Annotated in this window: 23 protein-coding genes and 1 tRNA gene; 15 read left to right on the forward strand and 9 right to left on the reverse strand. The window is 68.2% G+C overall.

What is annotated here, in order from left to right; translation table 11 throughout:
- The first annotated feature begins 8 nt into the window (after positions 1-8).
- From BA022_RS18805 to BA022_RS18825, 5 genes are all read left to right on the forward strand, one after another.
- A complete protein-coding gene (locus tag BA022_RS18805) occupies positions 9-236 on the forward strand; it encodes a hypothetical protein (RefSeq protein WP_015914103.1) in 228 nt (75 codons plus the stop codon).
- 45 nt (positions 237-281) lie between these two features.
- Positions 282-1,853 (forward strand): bifunctional aminoglycoside phosphotransferase/ATP-binding protein, encoded by a 1,572-nt coding sequence (locus BA022_RS18810; RefSeq protein ID WP_088888449.1) that lies wholly within the window; start codon positions 282-284, stop codon positions 1,851-1,853.
- A gap of 43 nt (positions 1,854-1,896) precedes the next feature.
- The gene (locus BA022_RS18815) at positions 1,897-2,283 is read left to right on the forward strand and encodes a TraR/DksA family transcriptional regulator (protein WP_088888450.1); all 387 of its coding nucleotides are present in this window, start codon (positions 1,897-1,899) and stop codon (positions 2,281-2,283) included.
- Positions 2,284-2,325: 42 nt separating this feature from the next.
- Complete coding sequence (locus tag BA022_RS18820) at positions 2,326-2,751, forward strand: group II truncated hemoglobin (protein WP_015914100.1); 426 nt, start codon at positions 2,326-2,328, stop codon at positions 2,749-2,751.
- Between the two features lie 138 nt (positions 2,752-2,889).
- Positions 2,890-4,971, forward strand: a complete 2,082-nt coding sequence (locus tag BA022_RS18825) for a bifunctional 2',3'-cyclic-nucleotide 2'-phosphodiesterase/3'-nucleotidase (protein WP_088888451.1) — start codon at positions 2,890-2,892, stop codon at positions 4,969-4,971.
- 134 nt (positions 4,972-5,105) lie between these two features.
- Here BA022_RS18825 and BA022_RS18830 read toward each other — a convergent pair whose 3' ends face one another.
- Genes BA022_RS18830 through radC form a run of 3 tightly spaced genes read right to left on the reverse strand, consistent with a single transcriptional unit; the run spans position 5,106 to position 7,698 of the window.
- Positions 5,106-5,774: a Smr/MutS family protein gene (locus BA022_RS18830; RefSeq protein ID WP_088888452.1), complete on the reverse strand. Its 669-nt coding sequence runs from the start codon at positions 5,772-5,774 to the stop codon at positions 5,106-5,108.
- On the reverse strand, positions 5,771-6,985 hold the full coding sequence (locus BA022_RS18835; protein WP_088888453.1) for an esterase-like activity of phytase family protein: 1,215 nt from the start codon (positions 6,983-6,985) through the stop codon (positions 5,771-5,773). The genes BA022_RS18830 and BA022_RS18835 overlap by 4 nt, the downstream gene beginning before the upstream one ends.
- The gene (gene radC, locus BA022_RS18840) at positions 6,982-7,698 is read right to left on the reverse strand and encodes a RadC family protein (protein ID WP_015914096.1); all 717 of its coding nucleotides are present in this window, start codon (positions 7,696-7,698) and stop codon (positions 6,982-6,984) included. Before radC ends, BA022_RS18835 begins: the two co-directional genes overlap by 4 nt.
- Positions 7,699-7,780: 82 nt before the next feature.
- On the opposite strand from radC, the gene BA022_RS18845 reads away from it, so the two are divergent.
- The 3 genes from BA022_RS18845 (at position 7,781) to BA022_RS18855 (ending at position 10,839) form a co-directional block, all read left to right on the forward strand.
- Complete coding sequence (locus BA022_RS18845) at positions 7,781-8,257, forward strand: FKBP-type peptidyl-prolyl cis-trans isomerase (protein WP_015914095.1); 477 nt, start codon at positions 7,781-7,783, stop codon at positions 8,255-8,257.
- 13 nt (positions 8,258-8,270) lie between these two features.
- Complete coding sequence (ispH, locus tag BA022_RS18850) at positions 8,271-9,266, forward strand: 4-hydroxy-3-methylbut-2-enyl diphosphate reductase (protein WP_088888454.1); 996 nt, start codon at positions 8,271-8,273, stop codon at positions 9,264-9,266.
- Between the two features lie 250 nt (positions 9,267-9,516).
- On the forward strand, positions 9,517-10,839 hold the full coding sequence (locus BA022_RS18855) for a hemolysin family protein (RefSeq protein WP_088888455.1): 1,323 nt from the start codon (positions 9,517-9,519) through the stop codon (positions 10,837-10,839).
- Between the two features lie 3 nt (positions 10,840-10,842).
- Here BA022_RS18855 and BA022_RS18860 read toward each other — a convergent pair whose 3' ends face one another.
- Positions 10,843-11,523 carry a CBS domain-containing protein gene (locus tag BA022_RS18860; protein WP_088888456.1) on the reverse strand — a complete coding sequence of 227 codons (681 nt, stop codon included), beginning with the start codon at positions 11,521-11,523 and terminating at the stop codon, positions 10,843-10,845.
- Between the two features lie 132 nt (positions 11,524-11,655).
- On the opposite strand from BA022_RS18860, the gene serS reads away from it, so the two are divergent.
- On the forward strand, positions 11,656-12,984 hold the full coding sequence (gene serS / locus BA022_RS18865; RefSeq protein WP_088888457.1) for a serine--tRNA ligase: 1,329 nt from the start codon (positions 11,656-11,658) through the stop codon (positions 12,982-12,984).
- 34 nt (positions 12,985-13,018) lie between these two features.
- Positions 13,019-13,108 (forward strand) — tRNA-Ser (locus BA022_RS18870).
- Between the two features lie 159 nt (positions 13,109-13,267).
- On the opposite strand, the gene BA022_RS18875 is transcribed toward BA022_RS18870, so the two are convergent.
- Positions 13,268-14,572, reverse strand: a complete 1,305-nt coding sequence (locus tag BA022_RS18875; protein WP_088888458.1) for a tryptophan--tRNA ligase — start codon at positions 14,570-14,572, stop codon at positions 13,268-13,270.
- A gap of 24 nt (positions 14,573-14,596) precedes the next feature.
- Positions 14,597-15,283, reverse strand: coding sequence for a site-2 protease family protein (locus tag BA022_RS18880; protein WP_015914089.1), 687 nt, complete (start codon positions 15,281-15,283; stop codon positions 14,597-14,599).
- 273 nt (positions 15,284-15,556) lie between these two features.
- On the opposite strand from BA022_RS18880, the gene BA022_RS18885 reads away from it, so the two are divergent.
- Genes BA022_RS18885 through BA022_RS18900 form a run of 4 tightly spaced genes read left to right on the forward strand, consistent with a single transcriptional unit; the run spans position 15,557 to position 20,728 of the window.
- Positions 15,557-16,429 (forward strand): c-type cytochrome, encoded by an 873-nt coding sequence (locus tag BA022_RS18885; protein ID WP_015914087.1) that lies wholly within the window; start codon positions 15,557-15,559, stop codon positions 16,427-16,429.
- Positions 16,430-16,459: 30 nt separating this feature from the next.
- Entirely contained in the window at positions 16,460-17,833 is a 1,374-nt protein-coding gene (locus tag BA022_RS18890; RefSeq protein WP_088888459.1) for a cbb3-type cytochrome c oxidase subunit I, read from the forward strand.
- Between the two features lie 19 nt (positions 17,834-17,852).
- A complete protein-coding gene (locus BA022_RS18895; protein ID WP_088888460.1) occupies positions 17,853-18,656 on the forward strand; it encodes a CbbQ/NirQ/NorQ/GpvN family protein in 804 nt (267 codons plus the stop codon).
- Between the two features lie 2 nt (positions 18,657-18,658).
- Positions 18,659-20,728, forward strand: coding sequence for a nitric oxide reductase activation protein NorD (locus tag BA022_RS18900; protein WP_088888461.1), 2,070 nt, complete (start codon positions 18,659-18,661; stop codon positions 20,726-20,728).
- Between the two features lie 125 nt (positions 20,729-20,853).
- On the opposite strand, the gene BA022_RS18905 is transcribed toward BA022_RS18900, so the two are convergent.
- Positions 20,854-21,489 carry an L-threonylcarbamoyladenylate synthase gene (locus tag BA022_RS18905; RefSeq protein WP_088888462.1) on the reverse strand — a complete coding sequence of 212 codons (636 nt, stop codon included), beginning with the start codon at positions 21,487-21,489 and terminating at the stop codon, positions 20,854-20,856.
- 15 nt (positions 21,490-21,504) lie between these two features.
- Positions 21,505-22,383: a 3',5'-nucleoside bisphosphate phosphatase gene (locus BA022_RS18910; RefSeq protein WP_011806534.1), complete on the reverse strand. Its 879-nt coding sequence runs from the start codon at positions 22,381-22,383 to the stop codon at positions 21,505-21,507.
- A gap of 213 nt (positions 22,384-22,596) precedes the next feature.
- On the opposite strand from BA022_RS18910, the gene BA022_RS18915 reads away from it, so the two are divergent.
- The gene (locus tag BA022_RS18915) at positions 22,597-24,351 is read left to right on the forward strand and encodes a methyl-accepting chemotaxis protein (RefSeq protein WP_088888463.1); all 1,755 of its coding nucleotides are present in this window, start codon (positions 22,597-22,599) and stop codon (positions 24,349-24,351) included.
- Between the two features lie 107 nt (positions 24,352-24,458).
- Here BA022_RS18915 and BA022_RS18920 read toward each other — a convergent pair whose 3' ends face one another.
- Complete coding sequence (locus BA022_RS18920) at positions 24,459-24,686, reverse strand: GNA1162 family protein (RefSeq protein WP_228403855.1); 228 nt, start codon at positions 24,684-24,686, stop codon at positions 24,459-24,461.
- Between the last annotated feature and the right edge of the window lie 9 nt (positions 24,687-24,695).

Consider the following 24,695-nt stretch of genomic DNA (forward strand, 5'->3'; position numbering starts at 1 on the left):
GGAGGGCCATGCCGCAACACGACACGCCGCATTGGGAACCCGACTGGTCGCAGGCGCCCGAGGGCTGGGATTGGCTGGCGCAGGACGAAGACGGGCGCTGGTACTGGTACCGCACGCAGCCGCAGGTGGGCGTGGGCGGCGGCGTGTGGCGCTCCAACTCGCGCAACCAGCAGTACGCCGGCCAGGGCCTGCCCAACCCGGCCTGGGACGCCTCGCTGCGCCATCGTCAACAATGATTTTGATAGCTGCCAGCGCTTGCTGGTATTGCGCTGGAGGCCAATTTGCTTATTGACGCAGACGAGAGTGCCGATCTGGCTGCCGCGCTGTGTCGGGCCCTGGGCGTGGCCGAGGGGGGGCCGGTAGAGCATGTGCAGACGCACCTGTCGCATCTGCTGCTGACCCCTACGCATGCCTACAAGCTCAAGAAGCCGCTGCACCTGCCCTTTGCCGATTTCCGCACGCTGCAGGCGCGGCGCCATTTCTGCGGCGAGGAACTGCGGCTGAACCAGCGCCTGGCGCCCATGCTCTACCGGGACATACTGCCGGTGGTGGGCAGCGCCAAGGCGCCGCGCCTGGGGAGCGTGGAGCAAGCCGGCAACGCTATCGACTGGGTGCTGCGCATGCGCCGCTTTCCCAAGGGCAGCGAGGCCGATGCCCTGGTGCGCGCCGGCGCGCTGCTGCCCGCGCAGGTGGACGCGTTTGCCGTGCATCTCGCGCGCTTTCACGTCGGCGCGCCGGTGGCGCCGCCGGATGGCGGCTGGGGCACGGCCGTGCAGGTGGAGCAGGCCATCACCGGCGTGCTGGACACGCTGGCGCCGCTGCTCGGCGAAGCCGAGCGCGCGCGGCTGGCGGCGCTGCGCATGTGGTTCAGCGCGCGCCAGTCCCTGCTGGCCCAGTGCTGGGCCGTGCGCCACGCCACGGGCCATGTGCGCGAAGGCCATGGGGACCTGCACCTAGGCAACGTGGTGCTGCTGGCGGGTGCGCTCACTGCCTTCGACTGCATCGAGTTCAGCCCGCCGCTGCGCTGGATCGACACGCTGGCCGACGCGGGTTTCTTCAGCATGGACCTGCATGCCCATGGCCGGTCGGACCTGGCCTGGCGTTTCCTGGACGGCTACCTGGCGGTCACGGGCGACTATGCCGGCCTGGCCGTGCTGCGCCCCTACGAGGTCTACCGCGCGCTGGTGCGGGCCATGGCCGCGCGCCTGCGTGCCGCGCAGGGTCTGGCGGGGACATCGGGGCCGGACTATCTGGCTTGCGCCGAACGCCTGGCCGCGCCGCTGGCCCCCCGCCTGCTGATCACCTACGGACTGTCGGGGTCTGGCAAGTCCACCCTCGCCGCCGCGCTGCTGGAGCAAGGTGCCGTGCGCCTGCGCTCGGATGTAGAGCGCAAGCGCCTGTATGGCCTGGCGGCGCTGGACAGCTCCGCCGCGCGGGGTGTGGACATCTATACCTCCGAGGCCTCGCGGCGCACCTTCGCGCACCTGCGCCAGCAGGCCCGCGCCGTGCTGCAGGCAGGCTACCCGGTGATCGTGGACGCGGCCTTCCTGCACCGGCGCGAGCGCGACGCCTTTCGCGCGCTGGCAAGCGAATTGGACGTTCCGTTCACCATCCTGCATTGCCATGCGGACCCACAGCAACTGCGCGAGCGCGTGCTGCGCCGCAGCGCGGCCGGCACCGACCCGTCGGAGGCTAGCCTGGCCGTGCTCGCGCGCCAGCAGGACAGCGCCGAGCCACTGGCGCCCGACGAGCAGGCACAGGTGCTGGACGTGGCCACCGACCGGGCATGGGATGCGGTGGCGCTGTGCGGCCGTTGGCAGGCGGCGGGCCGTGGCGCGGAGGGTGGTGCTTGATGTGTGTCAACATGTCCCGTATCGCCAGTGGCATGCTGAAACCATGAACACCACCCCTCTCTCCGATTCCCAACGCGAACAGCTGCGCGGTGTGCTGGAGCAGCGCAAGCAGCAATTGCTGGCCGAACTGGGCGAGGCCCAGCGCGACACGCTGGCCGTGGCCACCAACCGCGCCGATGCCGAGCGGCTGGACGACCGCAAGGACCAGGCCGACCGCATGGCGCAAGCCACCGTGCGCGACGCCGAGGCCACGCGCGACCACGACGAGCTGGTGGCGGTGCGCGCGGCCCTGGCACGCCTGGCCGACGGCAGCTATGGCGAGTGCACCGACTGCGGCCAGCCCGTGGGCGTGGCCCGCCTGCTGGCCCAGCCCGCGGCGGCGCGCTGCATTGCCTGCCAGTCCAAGGCCGAGGCGCGCGGCGAGCGTTGACAGCCCTGAGGAAGCGGCGCCGGCGCCGGCCCGCTTTCTACAATGGCGCGTATGTCAGCACCTGATTCCGCGCCGTCCGCCCCCACGCCTGCCACACCGTTCGAGCGGATCGGCGGTGAGCCGCGCATCCGCCAACTGGTGGACCGTTTCTACGACCTCATGGACCTGGAGCCCGGCTACGCCGAGCTGCGTGCCAGCCACGGCACTACGCTGGATGACGCGCGCGACAAGCTGTTCTGGTTCCTCTGCGGTTGGCTCGGCGGGCCCGACCATTACCAGAGCCGCTTCGGCCACCCGCGCCTGCGTGCGCGCCACATGCCGTTTTCCATCGGCATCCTGGAGCGGGACCAGTGGGTCGCCTGCATGGACCAGGCCATGGGGGAAGTGGACGTGCCCGACGACCTGCGCGCGCGCCTGAACGAGAGCTTCATGGGCACGGCCGACTGGATGCGCAACCGCGGCGGTTGAAATAGCTATTGATTCAATAGCTATCGGCGCTGGTGGCAAGCGCGGTGAAGACGGATGCGACATGTGGAACCGCGGCGTCACATGCCTGTCAAACCCGCCCTACAGACTCTGGCGTTTTATCCACCACCAGGGTCTTCCATGCAGGACACTTTCTTGCGCGGCCAGCCATTTGCCGCGCGCCTTGCCTTTGTTTCCCCCCGTCGCCATGCGCTGGGCGCGCTGGCCTGTGCCGCGCTGCTGGCCGCCTGCGGCGGCAACGACGACGATGGCGACAGCTCCGCCGCCACGCCCGCCACGGCCACGCTGGCCGTGCTGGAAACCACCGATCTGCACTTCAACGTGCGCAGCTTCGACTACTTCAAGCTGGCTGAGGACAAGACCTACGGCTTCGAGCGCACGGCCACGCTGGTGCGCGCCGCGCGCAAGGAGTTCGCCAACACCCTGCTGGTGGACAACGGCGACACCATCCAGGGCACGGCTCTGGCCGACTACGAGGCCACGGTCAGCCCCATCCCGTGCACGCAGCAGCTGTCCATGTACAAGGCCATGGGCGCTTTAGGCTTTGACGCGGGCACGCTGGGCAACCATGAGTTCAACTACGGCCTGCCGTTCCTGAACCAGGTGCTGGGCGGCGGCCTGGAGGTGGACGGCGTGGACGCCACCAAGAAATGTGCGGGCAACGGCTATCCCGCCGTGCTGGCCAACGTGTACAGCAGCAAGACCAAGAAGCCCCTGGTGCAGCCCTACACGGTGCTGGAGCGCACGCTGGTGGCCAAGTCCAGCGACGGCAAGGAGGTCCAGCTGCCCATCAAGATCGGCGTGATCGGTTTCACCACGCCGGGCATCATGAACTGGGACAAGCGCTTCCTGGAGGGCAAGGTCTACACCGAAGGCGCCGTCGAGGCCGCGCAAAAGTACGTGCCCGAGCTGCGTGCCAAGGGTGCCCAGCTGGTCGTCGCGCTGCTGCACGGCGGCCTGGACGCCAGCAGCTATTCGCCCACCATGGAGAACCCGGGCCTGCACCTGTCCAAGGTGCCGGGCATCGACGCCATGGTCATGGGCCACCAGCACAGCGTGTTCCCGGACCTGTCGGCCAAGCCCGCCTTCACGCAGGCTGGCGTGGACAACAAGGCCGGCACCATCAATGGCGTGCCTGCTGTGATGGCCAGCTCCTGGGGCAAGTCGCTGGGCGTGATCCAGCTTGCGCTGAAGTGGGACGGCAAGGCCTGGAGCGTGGACAAGGCCGCCAGCAAGAGCGAGCTGCGCAACATCCAGACCAAGGACGCCGCAGGCGCCAACGTATTCGTGGCCGCCGACCCCGCCGTGGCACCGCTGATCGAGAGCCAGCACCAGGCCGCCATCAACTACGTGAAGACGCCGATCGGCAACACCGACTTCCGCATGAGCACGCTGTTTGCCGACGTGGGCGACCCCGGCGCGATCCAGATCGTCAACCAGGCGCAGCAGGCCTACGTGGCGGCCTACATCCAGGCCAACCTGCCGCAGTACGCGCAATTGCCCGTGCTGTCGGTGAGCGCGCCGTTCAAGTCGGGCTTCCAGGGCGGCAAGGACTTCACCGACGTCGCGGCCGGCCCGCTGGCCATCTACAACGCGGCCGACCTGTACCTGTACCCCAACACCGTGTACGCAGTGAAGGTGAACGGCGCCGACATCAAGGACTGGCTGGAGGCCGCCGCCAAGCGCTTCAACCAGATCGACCCCGCCAAGGCCGGCGAGCAGGCGCTCATCAGCACCTTCCCCGGCTACAACTTCGACATGTTCACCACCGCGGACGTGCAGTACGAGATCGACGTGACGCAGCCCGTGGGCAGCCGCATCAAGGGCCTGACCTACAAGGGCCAGCCCATCGATCCGGCGCAGGAGTTCGTGATCGCCACCAACAACTACCGCGCCACCAGCGGCAAGAGCTTCATCCCGAAGCTGGACGGCTCGGCCACCATCTGGGCCTCGCCGGATGCCAACCGTGATGTGGTCATCGAGTACGTGCGCAAGAACCCGCAGGTCACGCGCGTGGCCAACGGAGCGGCCAAGAGCTGGCGCTTCACCCAGGTGACGACCGCGGGCGACGTGGTGTTCAGCTCCGGCGCGGACGCGCTGCCCGTGGCCCAGGCCGCGGGGCTGGCCGGTGTGTCGCTGCTCGCGGCAGATGACGGCTCGGGCAAGGGCATGGCCAAGTACAAGATCGACCTGTCCAAGTAAGCGCTGCGCGTCCCCCCGCACGGGGGCTGGCCCACGGTGGTGCACGCCCCCGTGGGCCTTTTGCTTCTAAAACAATAGCTGCTGGCGCTTGATGGATAAGCGCTGAAGGCTGTTTTGGCTTGAAGTGCTGGTCGTCAGCCGCCCGGCCTGCGCCGCCCGGGCTGCAGCAGCACCACCAGCGCGCCCGCGCCGCCGTCCAGCGGCCGCGCCTGCACGAAGGCCAGCACCTCTTTCTTTTGCACCAGCCAGCGTTGCACCCGGCCCTTGAGCACCGGTGTGCGGCCCGGCGACCCCAACCCCTTGCCATGCACCACGCGCACGCAGCGCAGGCCCGTGCGGTGCGCCAGGCGGATGAAATCGCCCAGCGCCTCGCGCGCCTCGTCGGTGCGCAGGCCGTGCAGGTCCAACTGGCGCTGGATGCTCCAGTGCCCTCCGCGCAGCTTGCGCGTCACGTCCAGCCCGATGCCCGGGCGGCGAAAGCTGAGCTGGTCGTCCACGTCCAGCAGCGTGGTCACGTCGAACTCGTCGCTCAGCGACTCGCGCAGCACGCGCTCTTCGTCCAGTGCGCGCTGCACGGGCAGGGGCTCGGGCGGCTCGGGCGTGGACCAGCGCCGCTCCTGTCCCCGCTTGAGCGGCTGCACGGGGCCCACTGCGTCGGCGAACAGGTGGCGCTCGGCGCGGGCGCGCCGCTCGGCCTCGCGGCGCAGGCGCTCGCGCTCGGCCCGCTGCTGCGCGGCCTCCTGCAACGCACGGCGCAGGGGCTTGAGGTCGGCGAAGGAACGGGCGGTGAGGGCGGCGTTCATGGGCTGGGGGCGGTTGTACCGCATCGTCCATGTCCGCCCTGGGGGTCCAGGTATTCGGCGGCAATGAACTGCGTGACCTGCGCGGGGTTGAAGTTGTCGTCGCTCACGAAGACCAGCACGCAGCTGCCCGCCGTGCTGCCGCCTGCGCCACCGCCGGGCAGGGACGGGCCCCAGGTCATGCCCTCCAGGTTGTCCACATCCAGGCCCAGTGCGGCGAAGTCGGCCACCAGGGTCTTGGGGGGGCTGTGGTGGTTGGCAGGGGTGAGCGCATCCAGCGCCAGCGTGTCGCTGCCCGCGCGCGTGTCGATGCGGTACAGCCGCGCGGCAAAGCCGGCGCCGGCGCTGTAGGAGCGCTCCAGCACCAGCAGGTGGTGCGCACCGTCGGCCAGGATCTCGCTCACCCCGTTCATCTGCGGCCCCCAGGGCAGGCGGCGGGCCTGCGGCACGGCGTCGGGCGGGTAGGCGATCTGGCGCAGCGCTTGGCCGCTGACCAGGTCGATGGCTGTGATGCGCACCGGTGCGCCGCCCGACGCGGGCGTGGCCGGGGGGCCGTCCTGGCGCCAGGGCAGTTCCATGGACAGCCACGCGGTGCGGCCATCGGGCGCCAGGGCGAGGCCCTCCAACGTGCCGTTGCTGCGCGGTCCGCTGCCGGCCTGCGGCGTGAAGCGGGCGGGCAGGGCGACATCGCGCACGGCCGCGCCGTCGGCGCGGCTTACGCGCAGTTGCGGGCCGAAGCCGCGGCTGAAGTCGCCCTCGCTGGTCCACACGAACTGCGCGCCGCCGGGCAGCCAGCGCACGGCCTCTGCGTCGGGCACGTCCACGCCGGGGTGCGCCCTCAGCCACGGCGCATAGGGCCGGCCGCCGGCATGCAGCAGCGTATGCACGCCGGTGAATTCGGGCGGGGCGAGGGCGGTGGCGTCGTAGCGCAGCCGGGCGGTGTAGATGCGCGCCGGGTCATGGGTGGAGCGGTCATCGCTGATGAGCAGGTAGGTGTCTTGCGCGGCGTTGTAGTCGATGCCGGAGAGGCCGCCCACCGTGGTGCCGCCATAGCGGGTGAGCGGCGGCACGGTGGCGGTGCCGATGAGCCGCAGCAGCGGGGCCTGGGCCGGCGGCTGCGGGGGCGGCAGGCGCGTGGCCAGCGGGGCGCAACCCGCCATGGCCAGCAGCAGCGCCTGGGCCAGTACGCGCCGCGCGCGCCCCGGTGCGCTCACACCAGCCCTTGCTCGGCCATGGACAGGGCCGCGCCTGGCGCCACGATCACATGGTCGAGCACGCGCACGTCCACCAGCGCCAGCGCAGCCTTCAAGGTCTGGGTCAGCGCCTCGTCGGCGCGGCTGGGCTGCACGCTGCCGCTGGGGTGGTTGTGCGCCAGCACCACGGCGGCGGCATGGTGGTGCAGGGCGCGCAGCACCACTTCACGGGGGTAGACCGAGGTCTGCGTGAGCGTGCCCCGGAACAGCTCTTCCATGGCGATCAGGCGGTTGCCGCTGTCCAGGAACAGCACGGCGAACACCTCGTGCGTGCGCCCCGCCAGGTGCAACTGCAGGTAGTGCTGGACGGCCTGCGGCGAGTCGAACACCTCGCGCTCGCGCAGCTGCTGGGCCATGGCGCGGCGGGCGAGTTCCAGCACGGCCATCAGCTCGGCGCGCTTGGCGGGGCCCAGGCCCTTGATGCGCTGCAGGTCCTGGCTACTGGCGTGCAGCAGCCCGGCAATGCCACCAAAGCCGCCGCCGGCGCTGCGGCCCGTGGCGGGGTCGCGCACGGGATCATCCAGCAGCTCCTGGGCCAGCTGCAGCACGCCCTTGCCCGCCAGGCCCGTGCGCAGCAGGATGGCCAGCAGCTCGGCGTCGGACAGCGCGGCGGGGCCGCGTGCGAGCAGCTTTTCGCGGGGCTGGGCATCCAGCGGCAGGTCTTTGAGGGGCATGGCGCGGTGGGCGCCGCCCCGGCATACGGCCGTGGGGGCTTGCCCGGTTTTCTACAATGCCGGCAGTTTATCGAGAGCTTTCATGACCGCAGACGCCTTCGCATCCTCGTCCTCCGTGCCCACTGTGCAACAGGGCTCGTTCCTCACGCTGCACTACCGCCTGGCCGGCCCGGCGGGTGACGTGATCAATACCTTCGAGGACAAGCCCGCCACGCTGTCGGTCGGCACGGGCGAGCTCTCGCCCGCGCTGGAGCAGCGCCTGATCGACCTGCCCGAGGGCGCGCGCGCCACGTTCGAGCTGGCCGCGGGCGAGGCTTTCGGCGAGCGCAACCCCGACATGCAGCAATGGGTGGCCAAGAAGCTGCTGAACGAGCTGGGCGACCCCCACGAGGAATACACCGTGGGCGACGTGGTGCAGTTCCCCACGCCCGACGGCACGGGCCAGTACGCCGGCGTGGTGCTGGAGGTGCGCGAAGACGGCGCCGTGCGCTTTGACTTCAACCACCCGTTGGCGGGCGTGCCCGTCACCTTCGAAGTGCTGCTCATCGGCGTGCTCTGAACGGGACGCCGCCATGCAAAAACCCCAGGAAATCGTTCTGGCCGAGCCGCGCGGCTTTTGCGCGGGGGTGGACCGGGCCATCGAGATCGTCGAGCGCGCCATTGCCAAGTTCGGCGCGCCCATCTACGTGCGCCACGAGATCGTGCACAACACCTACGTGGTGAACGACCTGAAGGCCAAGGGCGCGATCTTCATCGAGGACCTGGACGAGGTGCCGCCCGGCGCCACGCTGATCTTCTCGGCCCACGGCGTGAGCCGCGCTGTTCAGGACGAGGCGCGCGCGCGGGGTTTCACCATCTTCGACGCCACCTGTCCGCTGGTGACCAAGGTGCACGTCGAAGTAGCCAAGCTGGCCAAGGAAGGCTACGAGTTCATCATGATCGGCCACAAGGGGCACCCCGAGGTCGAGGGCACCATGGGCCAGCTGGACCATGGCATCCACCTGGTGGAAGACGTGGCCGACGTGGCCCGTGTGCAGCCCGCGCAGACCGAGAAGCTGGCCGTGGTCACGCAGACCACGCTCAGCGTGGACGACGCGGCCGAGATCACCGCCGCCGTGCGCGAGCGCTTTCCGTCGATCCGCGAGCCCAAGCAGCAGGACATCTGCTACGCCACGCAGAACCGCCAGGACGCGGTGAAGCTGCTCAGCCCGCAGGTGGACCTGGTGGTCGTGGTGGGCAGCCCCACCAGCTCCAACAGCAACCGCCTGCGCGAGCTGGCAGCGCGCCTGGGTACGCCGGCCTACATGATCGACAGCGTGGACGAGCTGCGCCACGAGTGGTTTGACGGCATCTCCCGCGTGGGCCTCACGGCCGGTGCGTCGGCACCCGAGGTGCTGGTGCAGGCCGTGATCACGCGCATCAAGGAACTGGGCGCGGTGGCCGTGCGCAAGCTGGACGGCATCGAGGAAACCGTGAAATTCCCGCTGCCCAAGGGCCTGAAGCTGGACACTGCGACGGGCCTGGAGATCACCGAGCGCACGCCCGAAACCGGCCCGGGCGGACACTGAACGCACTTCTTCGCCCGCTAAAGCCCGGGCGTCGCGGGGCTGTGCGCACCCTGTGTGCGACATTATTGCTTCAATATTTATAGCTGTTTGCGCTTGATGGATAAGCGCTGGAGGCATATTTGGCATCTATGTGGCAATGCCTGCGCGTGGGTGGGGCATGTGGCACCGGATGGCCAATCCCCCGCAGAATGTGGGCCTCTTTACAATTTCCGCTTCTTCACACCGTGGGGGCACGCTGGGCCCCCTGCATATGGAAATAGCAATACTGTTCGCCCTCATCCTGCTCAATGGCGTGTTCGCCATGTCCGAGCTGGCTCTGGTCTCCGCGCGCAAGACGCGCCTGCAGAAGCTGATCGATGAGGGCGATAGCGGGGCGATCGCCGCGGCCAAGCTGGGCGAGAACCCCACGCGCTTTCTCTCCACCATCCAGATCGGCATCACTTCGATCGGCGTGCTCAACGGCATCGTGGGCGAGTCGGCCCTGGCCAAGCCGCTGGGCGAGTGGCTGCTGGGCCTGGGGGTGGAGCCGCAACTGGCCGGCTACCTGGCTACGGGCCTGGTGGTGGTGCTGATCACCTACTTCTCGATCGTCGTGGGCGAGCTGGTGCCCAAGCGGCTGGGCCAGAGCTACCCCGAGACGCTGGCGCGCGTCGTGGCGCGCCCCATCAACTGGCTGGCGCTCGCCACCAAGCCCTTCGTGCGCCTGCTGTCGATCTCCACCGAGGGGCTGCTGCGCGCCCTGGGGGTGAAGGAGTATTCCGCCAGTGCCGTGACCGAGGACGAGATCCACGCCGTGCTGGCCGAGGGCACGAGTGCCGGCGTGATCGAGTCGCACGAGCACCAGATGGTGCGCAACGTGTTCCGCCTGGACGACCGGCAGATCGGCTCGCTGATGGTGCCGCGCGCGGACGTGGTGTTCCTCGATGTGGAGGAGCCTTTCGAGGAGAACCTGCGGCGCATCGAGGAGTCCGACCATGCGCGCTTCCCGGTGGTGCGCGGCGGCATGGAGAACATCCTGGGCGTGCTCAACGCGCGCCAGTGGCTGTCGCGCACGGTGCGCGATGCCCAGGCGCGCGACCTGACGACCCAGCCGCTGCAGACGGCGCTGTACGTTCCCGAGACCATCAATGCCATGGAACTGCTGGACAACTTCCGGCAGTCCGACGTACAGATGGCCTTCGTTATCGACGAATACGGCGAGGTGCAGGGCATCGTGACCGTGCAGGACATCATCGAGGCCATCACGGGCGAGTTTCAGCCGCGCGACCCCGAAACCTCCTGGGCCATGGAGCGCGAGGACGGCAGTTGGCTGCTGGACGGCCACATCCCGGTGCCCGAGCTCAAGGACCGGCTGCAGTTGGCCACCGTGCCCGAAGAAGACCGCGGCCGTTACCACACGCTCAGCGGCATGGTCATGCTGCTCACCGGCAAGCTGCCCAAGGTCACTGACACGGTGCAGTGGGAACGCTGGCGCTTCGAGGTGGTGGACATGGACGGCAAGACCATCGACAAGGTGCTGGCCTCCCGCCTGCCCGATGAGGAGGCCAGCGCCGATCCCGCGAGCGGCGACTGAGGCTCAACTCCACAGGTCCAGTGGCGGGTCCGCCGCCACCGCGCGCAGGATGTCGGTGCGCGAGATGAAACCCGCGAGCAATCCGCGCTCATCCGTCACCGGCAGGCCGGGCAGGCCGGTGTCCAGCAGCACGCCCGCCACGCGGCGCAGTTCCGTGTCCGCCGCCACCGTGGGTACGGGACTCACCATCACTTCGGAGACCGGCCGGCGTGCGAGCTCAATGGCCTGCTTGACCGCGCCGGGCTCGGGCAGCAGGTCCAGGGGCGCCATGTCGGCGCGCAGCAGCAGGCCCACCACTTGGCCCTGATCATTCACCACGGGGGCCTGTGCGATTTCGTGCTCGGCCAGCGTCTGCCACGCATCGTTCACGCGCTGATCGGGGGCCACCGTGAGCGCGCCCCTGGTCATCACGTCGCCCACGCGCGACAGCGGCTGACGCGGTTGGACGGGCCCCTGCTCGGTCTGCACATAGGCCGATACGGCCTCCAGCAGGCGCAGGGGCTTGGGCGTCGCCGTCTGCGCCGTGGCGGGAGGGGCTGCGGTCGCAACAGGTGCCGCGTCGCTGTCCAGGGCGCGCGTGCGCAGGGCCTGGGGGCGGTGCACGCGCCGCACCGGCGCCACCTGCGCCAGCTTGTCCGGTCCACCCCGGTAGATTTGCCCCGAAGGGCCGAACACGAAAAACATGGCTTTGCCTCCTGACCCCTGGCCAATGCACCCGCATTGGTGGTGCATTGCCATGTTATCGGCGCGAAACGCCGCGGCTTTCGCCCCAGTACGCTCTTAGCATGCCGGGCTGCGCCACTAAAATCGTCGCCTATGCTAGACATCCTCCTCCTTCGCAAAGACCTCGCATCGGCCGTCGCACGGCTGGAAACCCGCAAGAAGCCCCAGGCCTTCCTGAATGTGGAGGCGTTCCAGGCCCTGGAGTCCGAGCGCAAGACCATCCAGATGCGCACCGAGGAGTTGCAGTCGCAGCGCAACCAGCTGTCCAAGCAGATCGGCATGCTCATGGGCAAGGGTGAGAAGGACGCCGCCGAGGCTGCGAAAGCCCAGGTGGCCGCGATCAAGGCGGAACTGGACGGTTCTGCCACCCGGCTGGATCAGATCCAGGGCGAACTGCAAACGATGCTGGCCGCCGTCCCGAATCTGCCGCACGAGAGCGTGCCCGTGGGCTCGGACGAGAGCGCCAACGTGGAGGTGCGCCGCTGGAGCCCGGATGGCCAACAGCCGCGCAGCCTGGGCTTCACCCCCAAGGACCATGTGGACCTGGGCGAGCCGCTGGGCCTGGACTTCGACATGGGCGTGAAGCTCTCGGGATCGCGCTTCACGGTGATGAAGGGGGGCATCGCGCGCCTGCACCGGGCCCTTGCGCAGTTCATGCTGGACGTGCAGACCCAGGAGCACGGCTACACCGAGTGCTACGTGCCCTACGTCGTCAATGCGGACTCGCTCAAGGGCACGGGCCAATTGCCCAAGTTCGAGGGCGACCTCTTCGCGGCCCAGAAGGGCGGTCAGGATGCCGAGCCCGTACCCGACAACGCGCAGCTGTACCTCATCCCCACGAGCGAGGTGCCCCTGACCAACTTCGTGCGCGACGAAGTCTTGGCCGAGGCCCAGCTGCCGCTCAAGCTCACGGCCCATACGCCCTGCTTTCGGTCGGAAGCCGGCAGCTACGGCCGGGACACGCGCGGCATGATCCGCCAGCACCAGTTCGACAAGGTCGAGATGGTGCAGATCGTGCATCCCGACAAGAGCTACGAGGCGCTGGAGGAAATGACCCGCCATGCTGAGGCTGTGCTGCAGAAGCTGGGCCTGCCCTACCGCGTGATGAGCCTGTGTACCGGCGACATGGGCTTTGGCGCCGCCAAGACCTACGACCTGGAAGTGTGGCTGCCCGCCCAGAACACCTACCGTGAGATCAGTTCGGTGAGCAACTGCGAAGCCTTCCAGGCCCGCCGCCTGCAGGCGCGCTTCAAGAACGCGCAGGGCAAGAACGAGCTGGTGCACACCCTCAACGGGTCTGGCCTGGCCGTGGGCCGCACGCTGGTGGCGGTGCTGGAGAACTACCAGAACGAGGACGGCAGCGTGACCATTCCTGAGGTGCTGCGCCCCTACATGGGCGGTCAAGCGACGCTGCCGGTCTGAAATTTCCTGTTAGAATCGCGGGCTTCGACACACAGGAGAGGTGGCAGAGTGGTCGAATGTACCTGACTCGAAATCAGGCGTAGTGGCAACACTACCGTGGGTTCGAATCCCACCCTCTCCGCCAAACTAAAAAGCCTTGCAAGCCAGTCGCTTGCAAGGCTTTTTTCTTGGTGCGTCCCTTCTGGGGCCAGCTCTTGTGACCAAATTTCGAGCGATTCTGCCCCCGGGGCCTTGCTGAGCTAGCGCCGGCAGCTATGTAAATAATAGCAACGGGCGCCGGGATTCATTCCTGCGCAGCTGCCAGAGCCAGCAGCGCTGCCTCCACCTCTGATGCTGGCACGCCGTCCACCGGCGTCAACAGGGGGGCCAGGGCCTGCAGTGCGCCGGCTTCCTTTTGCAGCCGAGCGATGGACTGGCCGGCGTCGCGCGGGGCGTCGAAACCCGTGCTTTGCAGCAGCAAGCGGCCGTCGGCAGCCACCAGCTTGAAGTAAAACTTGCCGTCGGCCTCGCGGTATTGCTTGAACGCGGGCAGGGCGGCTTTGCTGGTCTTCTGTGTGGCCGGTGCGGGGTGTGCGACGGCGCTCAGGCTGCGCAGGCCTACGGCGGCGCGCAGGCGCTGCAGGAAGGGGGCAGCGATGGCGCGGGCGCGCTTGGCGCCGATTTGTAGGGCGGCCTCCACCTTCTCGGGATGGGCCATCAGGTCGTCATAGCGCGCGCGCATGGGCGCGATTTCGCGGTCGATCCGATCGAACAGCATCTGCTTGGCGTCGCCCCAGGCGATGCCGTCCGCATAGGCGCGCCGCATGGCGGCGGTCTCTTCGGGGGTGGCGAAGGCCTGGTAGATCTGGAACAGAGCCGAGCCCTCCACCTGCTTGGGCTCGCCAGGGGCGCGCGAGTCGGTGACGATGGAGCCGATGAGCTTCCTCAACTGTTCGCGCGTCGAGAACAGCGGAATGGTGTTGTCGTAGCTCTTGCTCATCTTGCGCCCGTCCAGGCCCAGCAGCAACGCCACGTTGTCCTCGACGGCCGCCTCGGGCAGCGTGAAGTGTTCGCCGTAGAGGTGGTTGAAGCTGGCCGCCATGTCGCGGGCCATCTCGATGTGCTGGATCTGGTCGCGGCCCACGGGCACCTTGTGGGCGTTGAACATCAGGATGTCGGCCGCCATCAGCACGGGGTACATGAACAGCCCTGCGCTCACGCCGTCGTCCAGGTCGCGGCCGGCTTCCTGGTTCTTGTCCTGTGCGGCCTTGTAGGCGTGGGCGCGGTTGAGCAACCCCTTGCCGGTCACGCAGGTCAGCAACCAGTGCAGCTCAGGAATTTCAGGGATGTCGGACTGACGGTAGAAGGTGACCTGCTGCGGGTCCAGTCCGGCGGCGAGCCAGCTGGCGGCGATCTCCAGCGTGGAGCGGTGCACGCGCTCGGGCTCCTGGCACTTGATGAGGGCGTGGTAGTCGGCCAGGAAGTAGAAGCTCTCTACGCCTGCGTTGCGGCTGGCGGCCACGGAGGGGCGGATGGAGCCCACGAAGTTGCCCAGGTGCGGCGTGCCCGAGGGGGTGATGCCGGTGAGGAAGCGGATGGTCTTTGGCATGAGGGGAATCAGAGAAGGAGCCGGTCAGCGCAGCAGCGCGACCAGTGGCGACAGCATGAGGTTGATGGCGCTGTAGCCCAACGCCATCAGGGGGCGCAGCCACAGCGCGCCCACGACGCCCGCCACCACCAGTGCGAGCACGATGAAGAAGCCGTAGGGTTCGATGCGCGAGAGAAAATGGGCTTGTTTCCACGGCAGCAGGCCGACGAGGATGCGACCCCCGTCCAGGGGTGGCAGCGGAAACAGGTTGAACGCCCACATCACGAGGTTGACGGCAATGCCGGCGCGCGCCATCTCCAGAAAGAAGCGCTCCTGTGTGCCGGTGGCGACCAGCGCGACCAACAGCAGCGCCCAGCCGATGGCCTGGATGAAGTTGGATGCCGGACCCGCCAGCGCCACCCAGATCATGTCGCGCTTGGGGTGGCGCAATTGGCTGAAGTTCACCGGCACGGGCTTGGCATAGCCAAACAGAAACGCCCCCGAGGTGGCGAAATACAGCAGCAGCGGCATGAGCACGGTGCCCACCGGGTCGATGTGCTTGAGGGGGTTGAGCGTGATACGGCCCATCATCAGCGCGGTGTTGTCGCCAAAGTGCCGGGCGGCATAGCCGTGCGCGGCTTCGTGCACGGTGATGGCAAACAGCACCGGCAGGGCGTAGATGAGGACGGTCTGGATAAGGTCGGTCATGGGCACCCGCCGATTGTCGCCCATGCGCGCCGCGGCTTCCTGTCTGACAGCGCACGGGCAGTTGTCCGACAGCCGCATGCTGGACAGGCCGTCACCATGCACGGCAGTGGCGCGCGTTCCCACGGCGCGTCGGCCCAAACAACAAGCTAGAGGAGGCCACCCCCATGCATGCCTGGTATCTGCCTGTGAAGGTGTTTGCGCTCGTCGTGGTGCTGCTGATGGTCGTGGCCATGGTCTACGCCGGCACCATGGCCGTTATGTACTGGTCTGGCATCGGCGTGTGAAAGGGAGAACCCCATGAACAAGCGCCAGACGCGTCTTTTCGCCATCGTCGCCACGGGCATCTCGGCGGCGGTGTTCCTCCTCCTCACTTTTGACAGCCACCGCAAGTTCGATGCGCTGACCAATGCCGAGTCCATTACTCCCGCGGTTGTGCACGGCAAGGATGTCTGGCACAAGAACAACTGCATCAACTGCCACACCATCTTTGGCGAAGGCGCCTACTACGCGCCCGATCTGACCAAGATCACCAAGCTGCGCGGCGAGGCTTATCTGAAGGCTTACCTGAAGGATCCTTCCAAGTTCTACGACGAGCAGCGTCACCGTCGTCTGATGCCCAAGCAAGACCTGAGCGACGAGGACATTGCCGGACTCATCGCCTTCTTCGACTGGGTCAGCAACGTGGACAACCAGGGATGGCCGCCGCGGCCCATCCTCGTGACGGGCTCCACACTGCCGGGGGCTGACCGCAGCGCCGCGCAGCAGGCGGACGACGCAAAGATCGAACGGGGCGGCATCGCTGCGCCCCCCGGTGCGCGCCCGCTGTCGGGCAACGAAGACCCGATTGCCCTGGGCGAGCGGGTATTCCGCACGGCCACGCCCGCCTGCACTGCGTGTCACTCCACCGCGCCTGGCGTGAACATGGCCGGGCCGTCCCTCGCAGGTGTGAAGGGCCGCACCGAGGCACTGCTGGGCTCGGCCGACTACAAGGGTCAGGCCAAGGATGTGGCGGCCTACTTGCATGAGTCGATCGTTTCGCCCAGTGCGCACCTGGTGCCCGGGCCCATGTACTCGGCTGATGGGACCTCTTTCATGCCCACGACCTACGCCAAGGACCTCACGGCCGAGCAGATTGACCAGCTCGTGGCCTACCTGATGTCCATGAAGTAAGCACGCCCGCAGCCATCGCCGGAGTCCGCCATGAGATACAAGTCCCAATCCGTCGCCTACTGGTACTTCGCCGTGGCTGTGGCCCTGTTCGGGCTGCAGCTGGTGTTCGGCCTGCTGTCGGCCACCAAGTACCTGGGGCCGGATCCGCTGCTGTACATCCTGCCGTTCGACGTGACCAAGATGATCCATACCAACATCCTGATCGTCTGGGTGTTGTGCGGCTTCATGGGGGCCACGTATTGGATGGTGCCCGACGAGTCGCGCACCGAACTGCACAGCACACGGCTGGCCTACATCCAGCTCGTGCTGTGGACGGTGATGGGCGTGGCCACGGTGGTGGGCTACCTGTTCCGCTGGGGCACGGGCAACAAGCTGCTGGAGCAGCCGCTGCCCTCCAAGATCGTGATCGTGATCGTGATGCTCATGTTCCTCTACAACGTCGGCATGACGATCCGCAAGTCCGGCCGTTTCACGACACCGGAGGGTGTGCTGCTGGGCGGCCTGGGCCTGGCGGCGGTGCTGTACCTACCGGCGTTGCTGGAGTTTCACAACTACACCGTGGCCATCTTCTACCGGTGGTGGACCATCCACCTGTGGGTGGAGGGCGTGTGGGAGATGATCCAGGGCGGCTTCCTCGCGTACCTGCTGATCCGCCTGTCGGGTGCAGACCGCGAGGTGATGGAAAAGTGGCTCTATGTCATCGTGGGGCTTGTGTTCATTGCCGGCATCCTGGGTACGGCGCACCACTATTACTGGGTGGGCGTGCCGCAGTACTGGCTGCCCATCGGGGGCTTCTTCAGCGCACTGGAGCCCGTGGCCCTGGTGGGCATGGCCATGTATGCCTACTTCGCCATGCGCCGCTCGGGCATGGCCCACCCCAACAAGCTGGCGCTGCACTGGACGGTGGGCAGCGCCGTGTTCACGCTGTTCGGTGCCGGCCTGCTGGGCCTGGCCCACACTTTCCCCAGCGTGAACAAGTGGACGCACGGCACCCTCATTACCGCCATGCACGGGCACGCGGCGTTCTACGGGGCCTACGCGATGATCGTGATGGCCATGATCAGCTATGCGCAGCCAGCCCTCACACGCAGGCCCGAGGAAGGCACCGCCATGGGCTACCTGTCGTTCTGGATGCAGCTGGCGGGCATGTTCGGCATGACGCTGTCGTTCGCCACCGCGGGCATTGGGCAGGTGTACCTGGAGCGCATCATGGGCATGGGCTACCTGGATGCGCAGCTCAAGATACAGGTGCACTTTGTCATGCTGGTCATCACCGCGTCCATCTTCGCGATTGGCGTTGCGTTGTTCATCATCGATTTCTTCCGCCACCCGCTGCGGCTGGAGGTCAGCGCCAGCGATCCGGTGGACCGTCCCCTCGATACGCACCGTGCTGCAGCGATTTGATCTACAGGGCGGGGCGGGAATGGCCCGCCCGGCAACGTCCCCTGCGCCGGAGCCTCCCTATTACCTGCCCAGCGGCGACGAGATCGAGGTCTTCGCGCAGTGCCACGCGCAGGGCTTGGCCATCATGCTCAAGGGACCCACAGGTTGCGGCAAGACGCGCTTCGTAGAGCACATGGCCTGGCGCCTGAAGCGCCCGCTCATCACCATCGCCTGCCATGACGACCTGAGCGCCAGCGACCTGATCGGCCGCTTCCTCATCCAGGGCAGCGGCACCGTGTGGCACGACGGGCCGCTGACCCGCGCCGTGCGCGAGGGCGCGCTGTGCTACTTGGACGAAGTGGTGGAGGCACGGCAGGACACGGTAGTGGTATTGCACCCGCTCACCGACCACCGGCGCATCCTGCCCATCGACAAGACGGGCGAGGTGGTCGAGGCCGCGCCCGGCTTCGGGCTCATCGTGTCGTACAACCCCGGCTACCAGCGCATGCTCAAGGACCTGAAACCCAGCACGCGCCAGCGCTTCGTGGCACTGGACTTCGGCTTTCCCGCGCCCGAGGCAGAGGCGCGCATCGTCGCGCAGGAAAGCGGCATCGCCGAGCCCGAGGCGCGGGCGCTGGTGCAGCTCGCCACGCGGCTGCGCGCACTGCAGGACCGTGGCCTGGCCGAGGTGCCCAGTACGCGGCTGCTGGTGGCGGCAGCGCAGCTGGCGGTGCGCGGCGTGGACCTGCGCCGCGCCTGCCTGCACGCCATCGTGGCGCCGCTGTCGGACGAGGCATCGCTGGTGGGCGCCATGCGCGACCTTGTCGACGCCACCTTCGTCTGACCATGGCCGAGGCCGAGGACGTCATCACCGACGCAGCGCGACATGCCACGATCTATGCCCAGGCGCTGTGGCGCCGCCACCGTCCCCCGCCGGCCGGCCCACCCCGGCTGCATCTGGCTGATGTGGCGCCGCGCCTGGACCTGCTGGTAAGCGCCGCGCTGGGCATCCGCCTGCAACTGCGCGCGGCGCAACCGCCTGCGCCGCCCACCTTCCTCTCGCGCTGGATGCAGCGTGCAGAAGCCCCCAGCCAGCGCGACGCCGTGCCCGCCACCGACGGTGCCAACCTGTGGCTGCCCTCCGCGCTGACGGACATACCCGGTGCGCAAGCGGGGAAGGAAGGCGCGCTCCCCGCCGACGAGCGCTACCGCACGCTCGCGCTGGTGCACGGTATGCGCGCAGTGCGGGGGGCGCCGGCATACGCTGCCCAGGCGGTGGACGGTTTCGAGCGGGCCTTGTTTGCACTGCTTGAAGCCCATGCCGCCGACCACGCGCTGGCCCTGCGCCTGCCGGGCATGGCCGCGCCACTGGCGCGCCTGCGGCAGGCCATGCTGGCTGCGCGCCCGGCCGTGGCAGCGCTGCCGCCGCACCTGCAACCGCTGGAGTCGCTGGCGCACGCTCTGCTGACCGGCCCCCCCGCGGGCGCCGGGCCTCCCGGCCTGATGCCATCGCTGCCGGCCCAGGCGCCACAGGTGCTGGCGCATGCACGTGCCCTCGCTTCGCGCCTGCGCCCGGCCGCGGCCCCCGCGCGCCAGCAGCGCTGGTGCATGGTCGACGCGTGGCTGGGCGAGCTGCGCACGCCGGCTACCCCCGCGCCTGCGCACGCCACGGCGGACGGCGCAGAGGATGCCTCTGGGACGACCCATGCTGCCCGTCTGGCGCGCCGTCCGCAGGTGCGCCAGGCGCTTCCCGATGAGGACGACGCGAACGGTCCCGGTGCATGGATGGTGCAGACCGCCCAGCCGCACGAGCAGGCCGCGGACCCCATGGGCATGCAGCGCCCGAGCGACCGCGACGCCAGCACGGCGGCCGAGGAGTTCGCCGATGCGCTGTCCGAACTGCCCGAGGCGCGCCTCGTGGCCACGCCCGGCCGTCCCAAGGAGGTGCTGCTGTCCGATGACCCGCCGGAGCATCTGGCGCGCCAGGCGCGGGCGGGCGGCGGTGCGGGCGCCGGGCCGGGCGTCGACGTTCTGTACTACCCCGAGTGGGACGGCGCCAGCGGCAGCTACCGCCGCCCCGGCGCCGCCGTGTGGGTGCACGACGCAGCCCCGGGCGCGCCCGATTGGTTGGAAGCCACGCTGCATGAGCGCCGGGCCATGCTGCACGCCGTGCGCAGGCGGTTCGAGCTATTGCGCAGCCGCCGCGTGGCCGTGCGCCGCCAGCTCGACGGCGACGAGATCGATCTGGAGGCTTGCATCGAGGCGCGCGCAGACTTTGCCGCGGGCCTGCCGCTGCCCCAGCGCCTGTACCGCAACGAGCGCCGCCTGCACCGCGACCTGGCGGTGCTGGTGCTCATGGATGTGAGCGGCTCCACCGACGCCTGGGTGGCGCCGGGCCGGCGCGTGGTGGACGTAGCGCGTGAGGCGCTGCTGCTGGTGAGCATGGCGCTGGACGGCATGGGCGCGCCGTTTGCGGTGCAGGCGTTCTCCGGTGAGGGGCCGCAGGGGGTGGCGGTGCGCAACGTCAAGCGTTTTGACCAGCCCTACGGGCGGGACGCTGCGCTGCGCATCGCCGGTCTGGAGCCCGAGCACTACACGCGCGCCGGCGCCGCGCTGCGCCATGCCACCAGCACGCTGATGCGCCAGCCGGCCGCGCACCGCCTGCTGTTGCTGCTGTCCGATGGCAAGCCCAACGACATCGACGCCTATGAAGGCCGCTATGGCCTGGAGGACATGCGCCAGGCCGTGACCGAGGCGCGGCTGCAAGGCATTGCGCCGTTTTGCCTGACCATCGATCGCCAGGCGGCCCGCTATCTGCCCATGGTGTTCGGTGCCCATCACTACGCGCTGCTGCCCCGGCCCGAGGAACTGCCGCAGGTGCTGCTGCAATGGCTGCGCCGGCTGGTGGTGGTGTGACTGATTGCTACTATTTTGGTAGCTGTTGGCGCTTGCTGGATGGGCGCTAGAGGCCTGAAACGTTCTGATTCTTTCGTCGGGCGTATTTCGCCGCTGTGGCACGCACCAAGCCCGGGCGCGTGCCCTTAAAGCCCCAGCTTGGCCAGGCTGCCACCACCTTCGCGCACCACGATGGGGTCGCCGCCGGTATTCATGGGCGTGAGGTCCAGCACCGTGGTGGGCTCCAGCGGGCAGCCGCCCGCGTCGAGGATGCCATCGAGCTGCTTTTCAAAGCGCTCGCGGATCTCCTGCGGGTCGTTCAGCGGGTCGCTTTCGCCCGCCGGGATCAGTGTGGTGGCCAGCAGCGGCGCGCCGTGCAGCTCCAGCAGCATCTGCAGGCCCTTGCGGTCGGGCACGCGCAGACCGATGGTCTTGCGCTGCGGATGGCTCACGCGGCGCGGCACTTCCTTGGTGGCGTCCAGGATGAAGGTGTAAGGCCCGGGCGTGGCCAACTTCAGCAGGCGATATTGGCGGTTGTCCACATGCGCGTAATTGGCCAGCTCCGACAGGTCGCGGCACAGCAGCGTGAGGTGGTGCTTGTCGTTGATCTGCCGAATACGACGAATCCGGTCTACGGCGTCCTTGTCGTCCAGGCGGCAGACCAGCGCGTAGCTGGAGTCGGTGGGCACGGCCAGGATGCCGCCGCTCGACAGCAGCGTGGCGGCCTGCTTGAGCAGGCGCGGCTGCGGGTTGTCGGCGTAGATCTCGAAATATTGGGCCATGGAGGGGCGCGGCGGTCAGCCGGCAGTGGTGCGGGGGGCGCGCAGGATGCGATCGGACAACAGTTCCCACACGGGGGTGAGCTGGCCTGGCAAATCCGGCAGGGCGCCCAGATCGGTGTGTGATTCGTTCGGGCTGTGGAAGTCGCTGCCGCGCGAGGCGGCCATGCCGAACTCCTGCGCCATGGCGGCGTACACGGGATATTCGGATGGCGTATGGCTGCCGGTCACCACTTCCACGCCCTGGCCGCCGTGCTGCTTGAACTCGGAAAACAAGGCGTATTCCTCATTCGCCGTGAATCGGTAGCGTGCAGGATGGGCGATCACGGCCATGCCGCCGGCCTCGCGGATCCAGCGCACCGCATTGCCCAGCGTGGCCCAGCGGTGGGGTACGTAGCCGGGGTTGCCCTCGGTGAGAAAGCGCCGGAACACTTCGGAGGTGTCGTGGCACACGCCAGTCTCCACGAGGAAGCGGGCAAAGTGCGTGCGCGAGACCAGTTCGGGGTTGCCCGCGTAGCGCAACGCCCCTTCGAATGCGCCGCGGATACCCACGTGAGCGAGTTGCTGCGCCATCTCCTGTGCCCGTTCGCTGCGCCCGCCGCGCGTGGCCGCGAGGCCCTGGGCGAGTTGTGCATTGTCCGGGTCGAACCCCAGTCCCACGATATGCACCGTGGTGTCGGCGAAGGTGACCGAGATCTCTGTGCCCGTGAGGTAGTCCATGCCCAGCGCGTGCGCGGCGGCGGCGGCGCGGTGCTGGCCGCCGATCTCGTCATGATCCGTCAGCGCCCACAGCGCTACACCGTTGGCATGCGCACGGGCTGCCAGCGCTTCGGGTGTAAGGGTGCCGTCGGACACCACGGAGTGGCAGTGAAGGTCGGCATTGAGGAGGATGGACACGATTTCATTTTAGGGGGAGCCCGCAGGGCATGTTGTCGTGGTGGTTACAACACAGTGACAAACGGGTCGGGCTGCAGGCAGCGACGAATATTTGTAATCAAATGTGCATAAATGCGACAATATGAGCCCCTTTTTGTCCAGGCTGCCGGGTTGTTGCGCCCGTGTGCCTCCTTCCACCGCTATGGCGCCACGACGCCCCTGATTGCGTAGAACATGAACTTCAACCATTTGCCCGTCGCCCGCAAACTGTGGGGACTCGTCCTGGGGCTGCTGGTCTCCATGCTGCTTTTGCTGGCGGGCCTGTTGGCCTACTCCGCCCAGCTCGATGATGAGGCGGCGCGCATCGTGCAGGCCAACGAAGACCGCATCAGCCTGGCCCTGCGCTGGAAAGGGCTGACCACGCTGGCCGTGGACCAGTCCGTGAGCGCGCTGGCCTCGGCCGACGAGACCCTGGCGTCGGGCCTGCAGAAGAAAGCCAAGCAGGGGATCGAGGCCATCAACGCCCTGCAAAAACAGGTGGAGGCTGTGGCCTTCTCTGCGGAGGACAAGGCCCAGATGGAACGCGTGGCCGCCGCCCGCAAGGTGGTGCTGGACGCGCTGGCGGAAGCCACCAAGGCCCGGGCCGAAGGCGACTTCGCCCGCACGCTGACCCTGGTGGACAGCAAACTGCTGCCCGCCGTGGAGCGCTACGTGGGCGAACAGGACGCCTTCGTCCAACTGCAAGAACGCCAGCGCGACGCCGCCAAGCAAGAGGCCCAGGCCTTGCGCCAGCGCGCCATGTGGATGGGCGCGGGCATCGCCGCGGTGGTGGTGGTCTTGGGCCTGGTGCTGGCGAATCTGCTCGTGGGCTCCATCACGCATCCACTGGAGCGGGCCGTGGGGCTGGCTGACGCGATTGCCGGTGGCGACTTGACGCAAGACGTGCACGATGACCGTCGTGACGAACTGGGCCACCTGCTGCGCTCGCTGTCGGCCATGGGAGCACGTCTGCGCGGTGTGGTGGGCGAAGTGCGCTCGGGCGTGGAATCGGTCTCGGCGGCGTCCAGCCAGATCGCCACGGGCAACCACGACCTGTCTGCGCGAACCGAGCAGACCGCGGCCAACCTCGAAGAGACGGCCGCCAGCATGGAAGAGCTCACCGCCACCGTCACCCAGTCGGCGGACACCGCGCGCCAGGCCAACCAACTCGCCGCCAACGCCGCGCAGGCCGCAGAGCGTGGCGGCGAAGTGGTGGGCCAGGTGGTCACCAGCATGCAGCAGATCACCGAATCCAGCCGCAAGATCGCCGACATCATCGGTGTGATCGATGGCATTGCCTTCCAGACCAACATCCTGGCGCTGAACGCCGCCGTGGAAGCCGCTCGCGCGGGCGAGCAGGGCCGCGGCTTTGCCGTGGTGGCAGGCGAAGTGCGCAGCCTGGCGCAGCGCAGCGCCGAGGCCGCCAAGGAGATCAAGCAGCTCATCACCACCAGCGTGGACAACGTGCAATCGGGCTCGGCCCAGGTGGAGCAGGCCGGCCAGAGCATGCAGGACATCGTGCACAGCGTGCGCCGCGTGAGCGACCTGATCGGCGAGATCACCGCTTCGTCCACCGAGCAGCGCGACGGCATCGGCCAGGTGAACCAGGCCGTGGCGAACCTGGACCAGATGACGCAGCAAAATGCCGCGCTGGTGGAAGAGTCCAGCGCCGCCGCCGCCGCGATGCATGAACAGGCGCAGCGCCTGGCGCAGGTAGTGGCCGTGTTCAACGTGGGCAATGGCGCCGTCGCGGCGCCCCGCAGCCCGGCCCGCGTGGCGCCGCCAGCGGTAGCGCCCGCCCCGGTCAAGACACCGGCCGCAACGCCGGCGCGCGCGACGCTGGCCAAGCCCACACCGACAAAGGCTGCCGCCAAGGTGTCCGCCCCCCAGATCGCGCCGGCCAAGACGCCTGCGGCATCGGATGCGGATGGCGAATGGGAGAGCTTCTAAGCTCTAAAAAATAGCGTCATTGGTACGTCCCGTCCCCAGTCGGGACAAAAAAGCGCGGCCTGTGCCGCGCCTTTCGCCATCCATACGCCGCTTAGGACGTTACGTGGTCATGGCTTGCTGTCTGCTCCGTACTTGGGAGAGCGAGGCCCATGCAGTAGTCCTCCCGGACGGCCGGCATACAGCAGTCGGCCGTTTGCGACCTCGGCGATCTGCACACTGCGGTCTGACAAGGTTTCCACAATCTGGTCAATGAGCGCAGACACCAGCATGCCCACCAAGCCGCCGCTTGAACTCTTGTTTTCTGCGCTCGAGGCTGTTGCCTCCCCGGACCACAGTTGCTCGCC

Origin of the sequence: Diaphorobacter nitroreducens (assembly GCF_002214645.1) — a bacterium.
Taxonomy (GTDB): domain Bacteria; phylum Pseudomonadota; class Gammaproteobacteria; order Burkholderiales; family Burkholderiaceae_C; genus Diaphorobacter; species Diaphorobacter nitroreducens.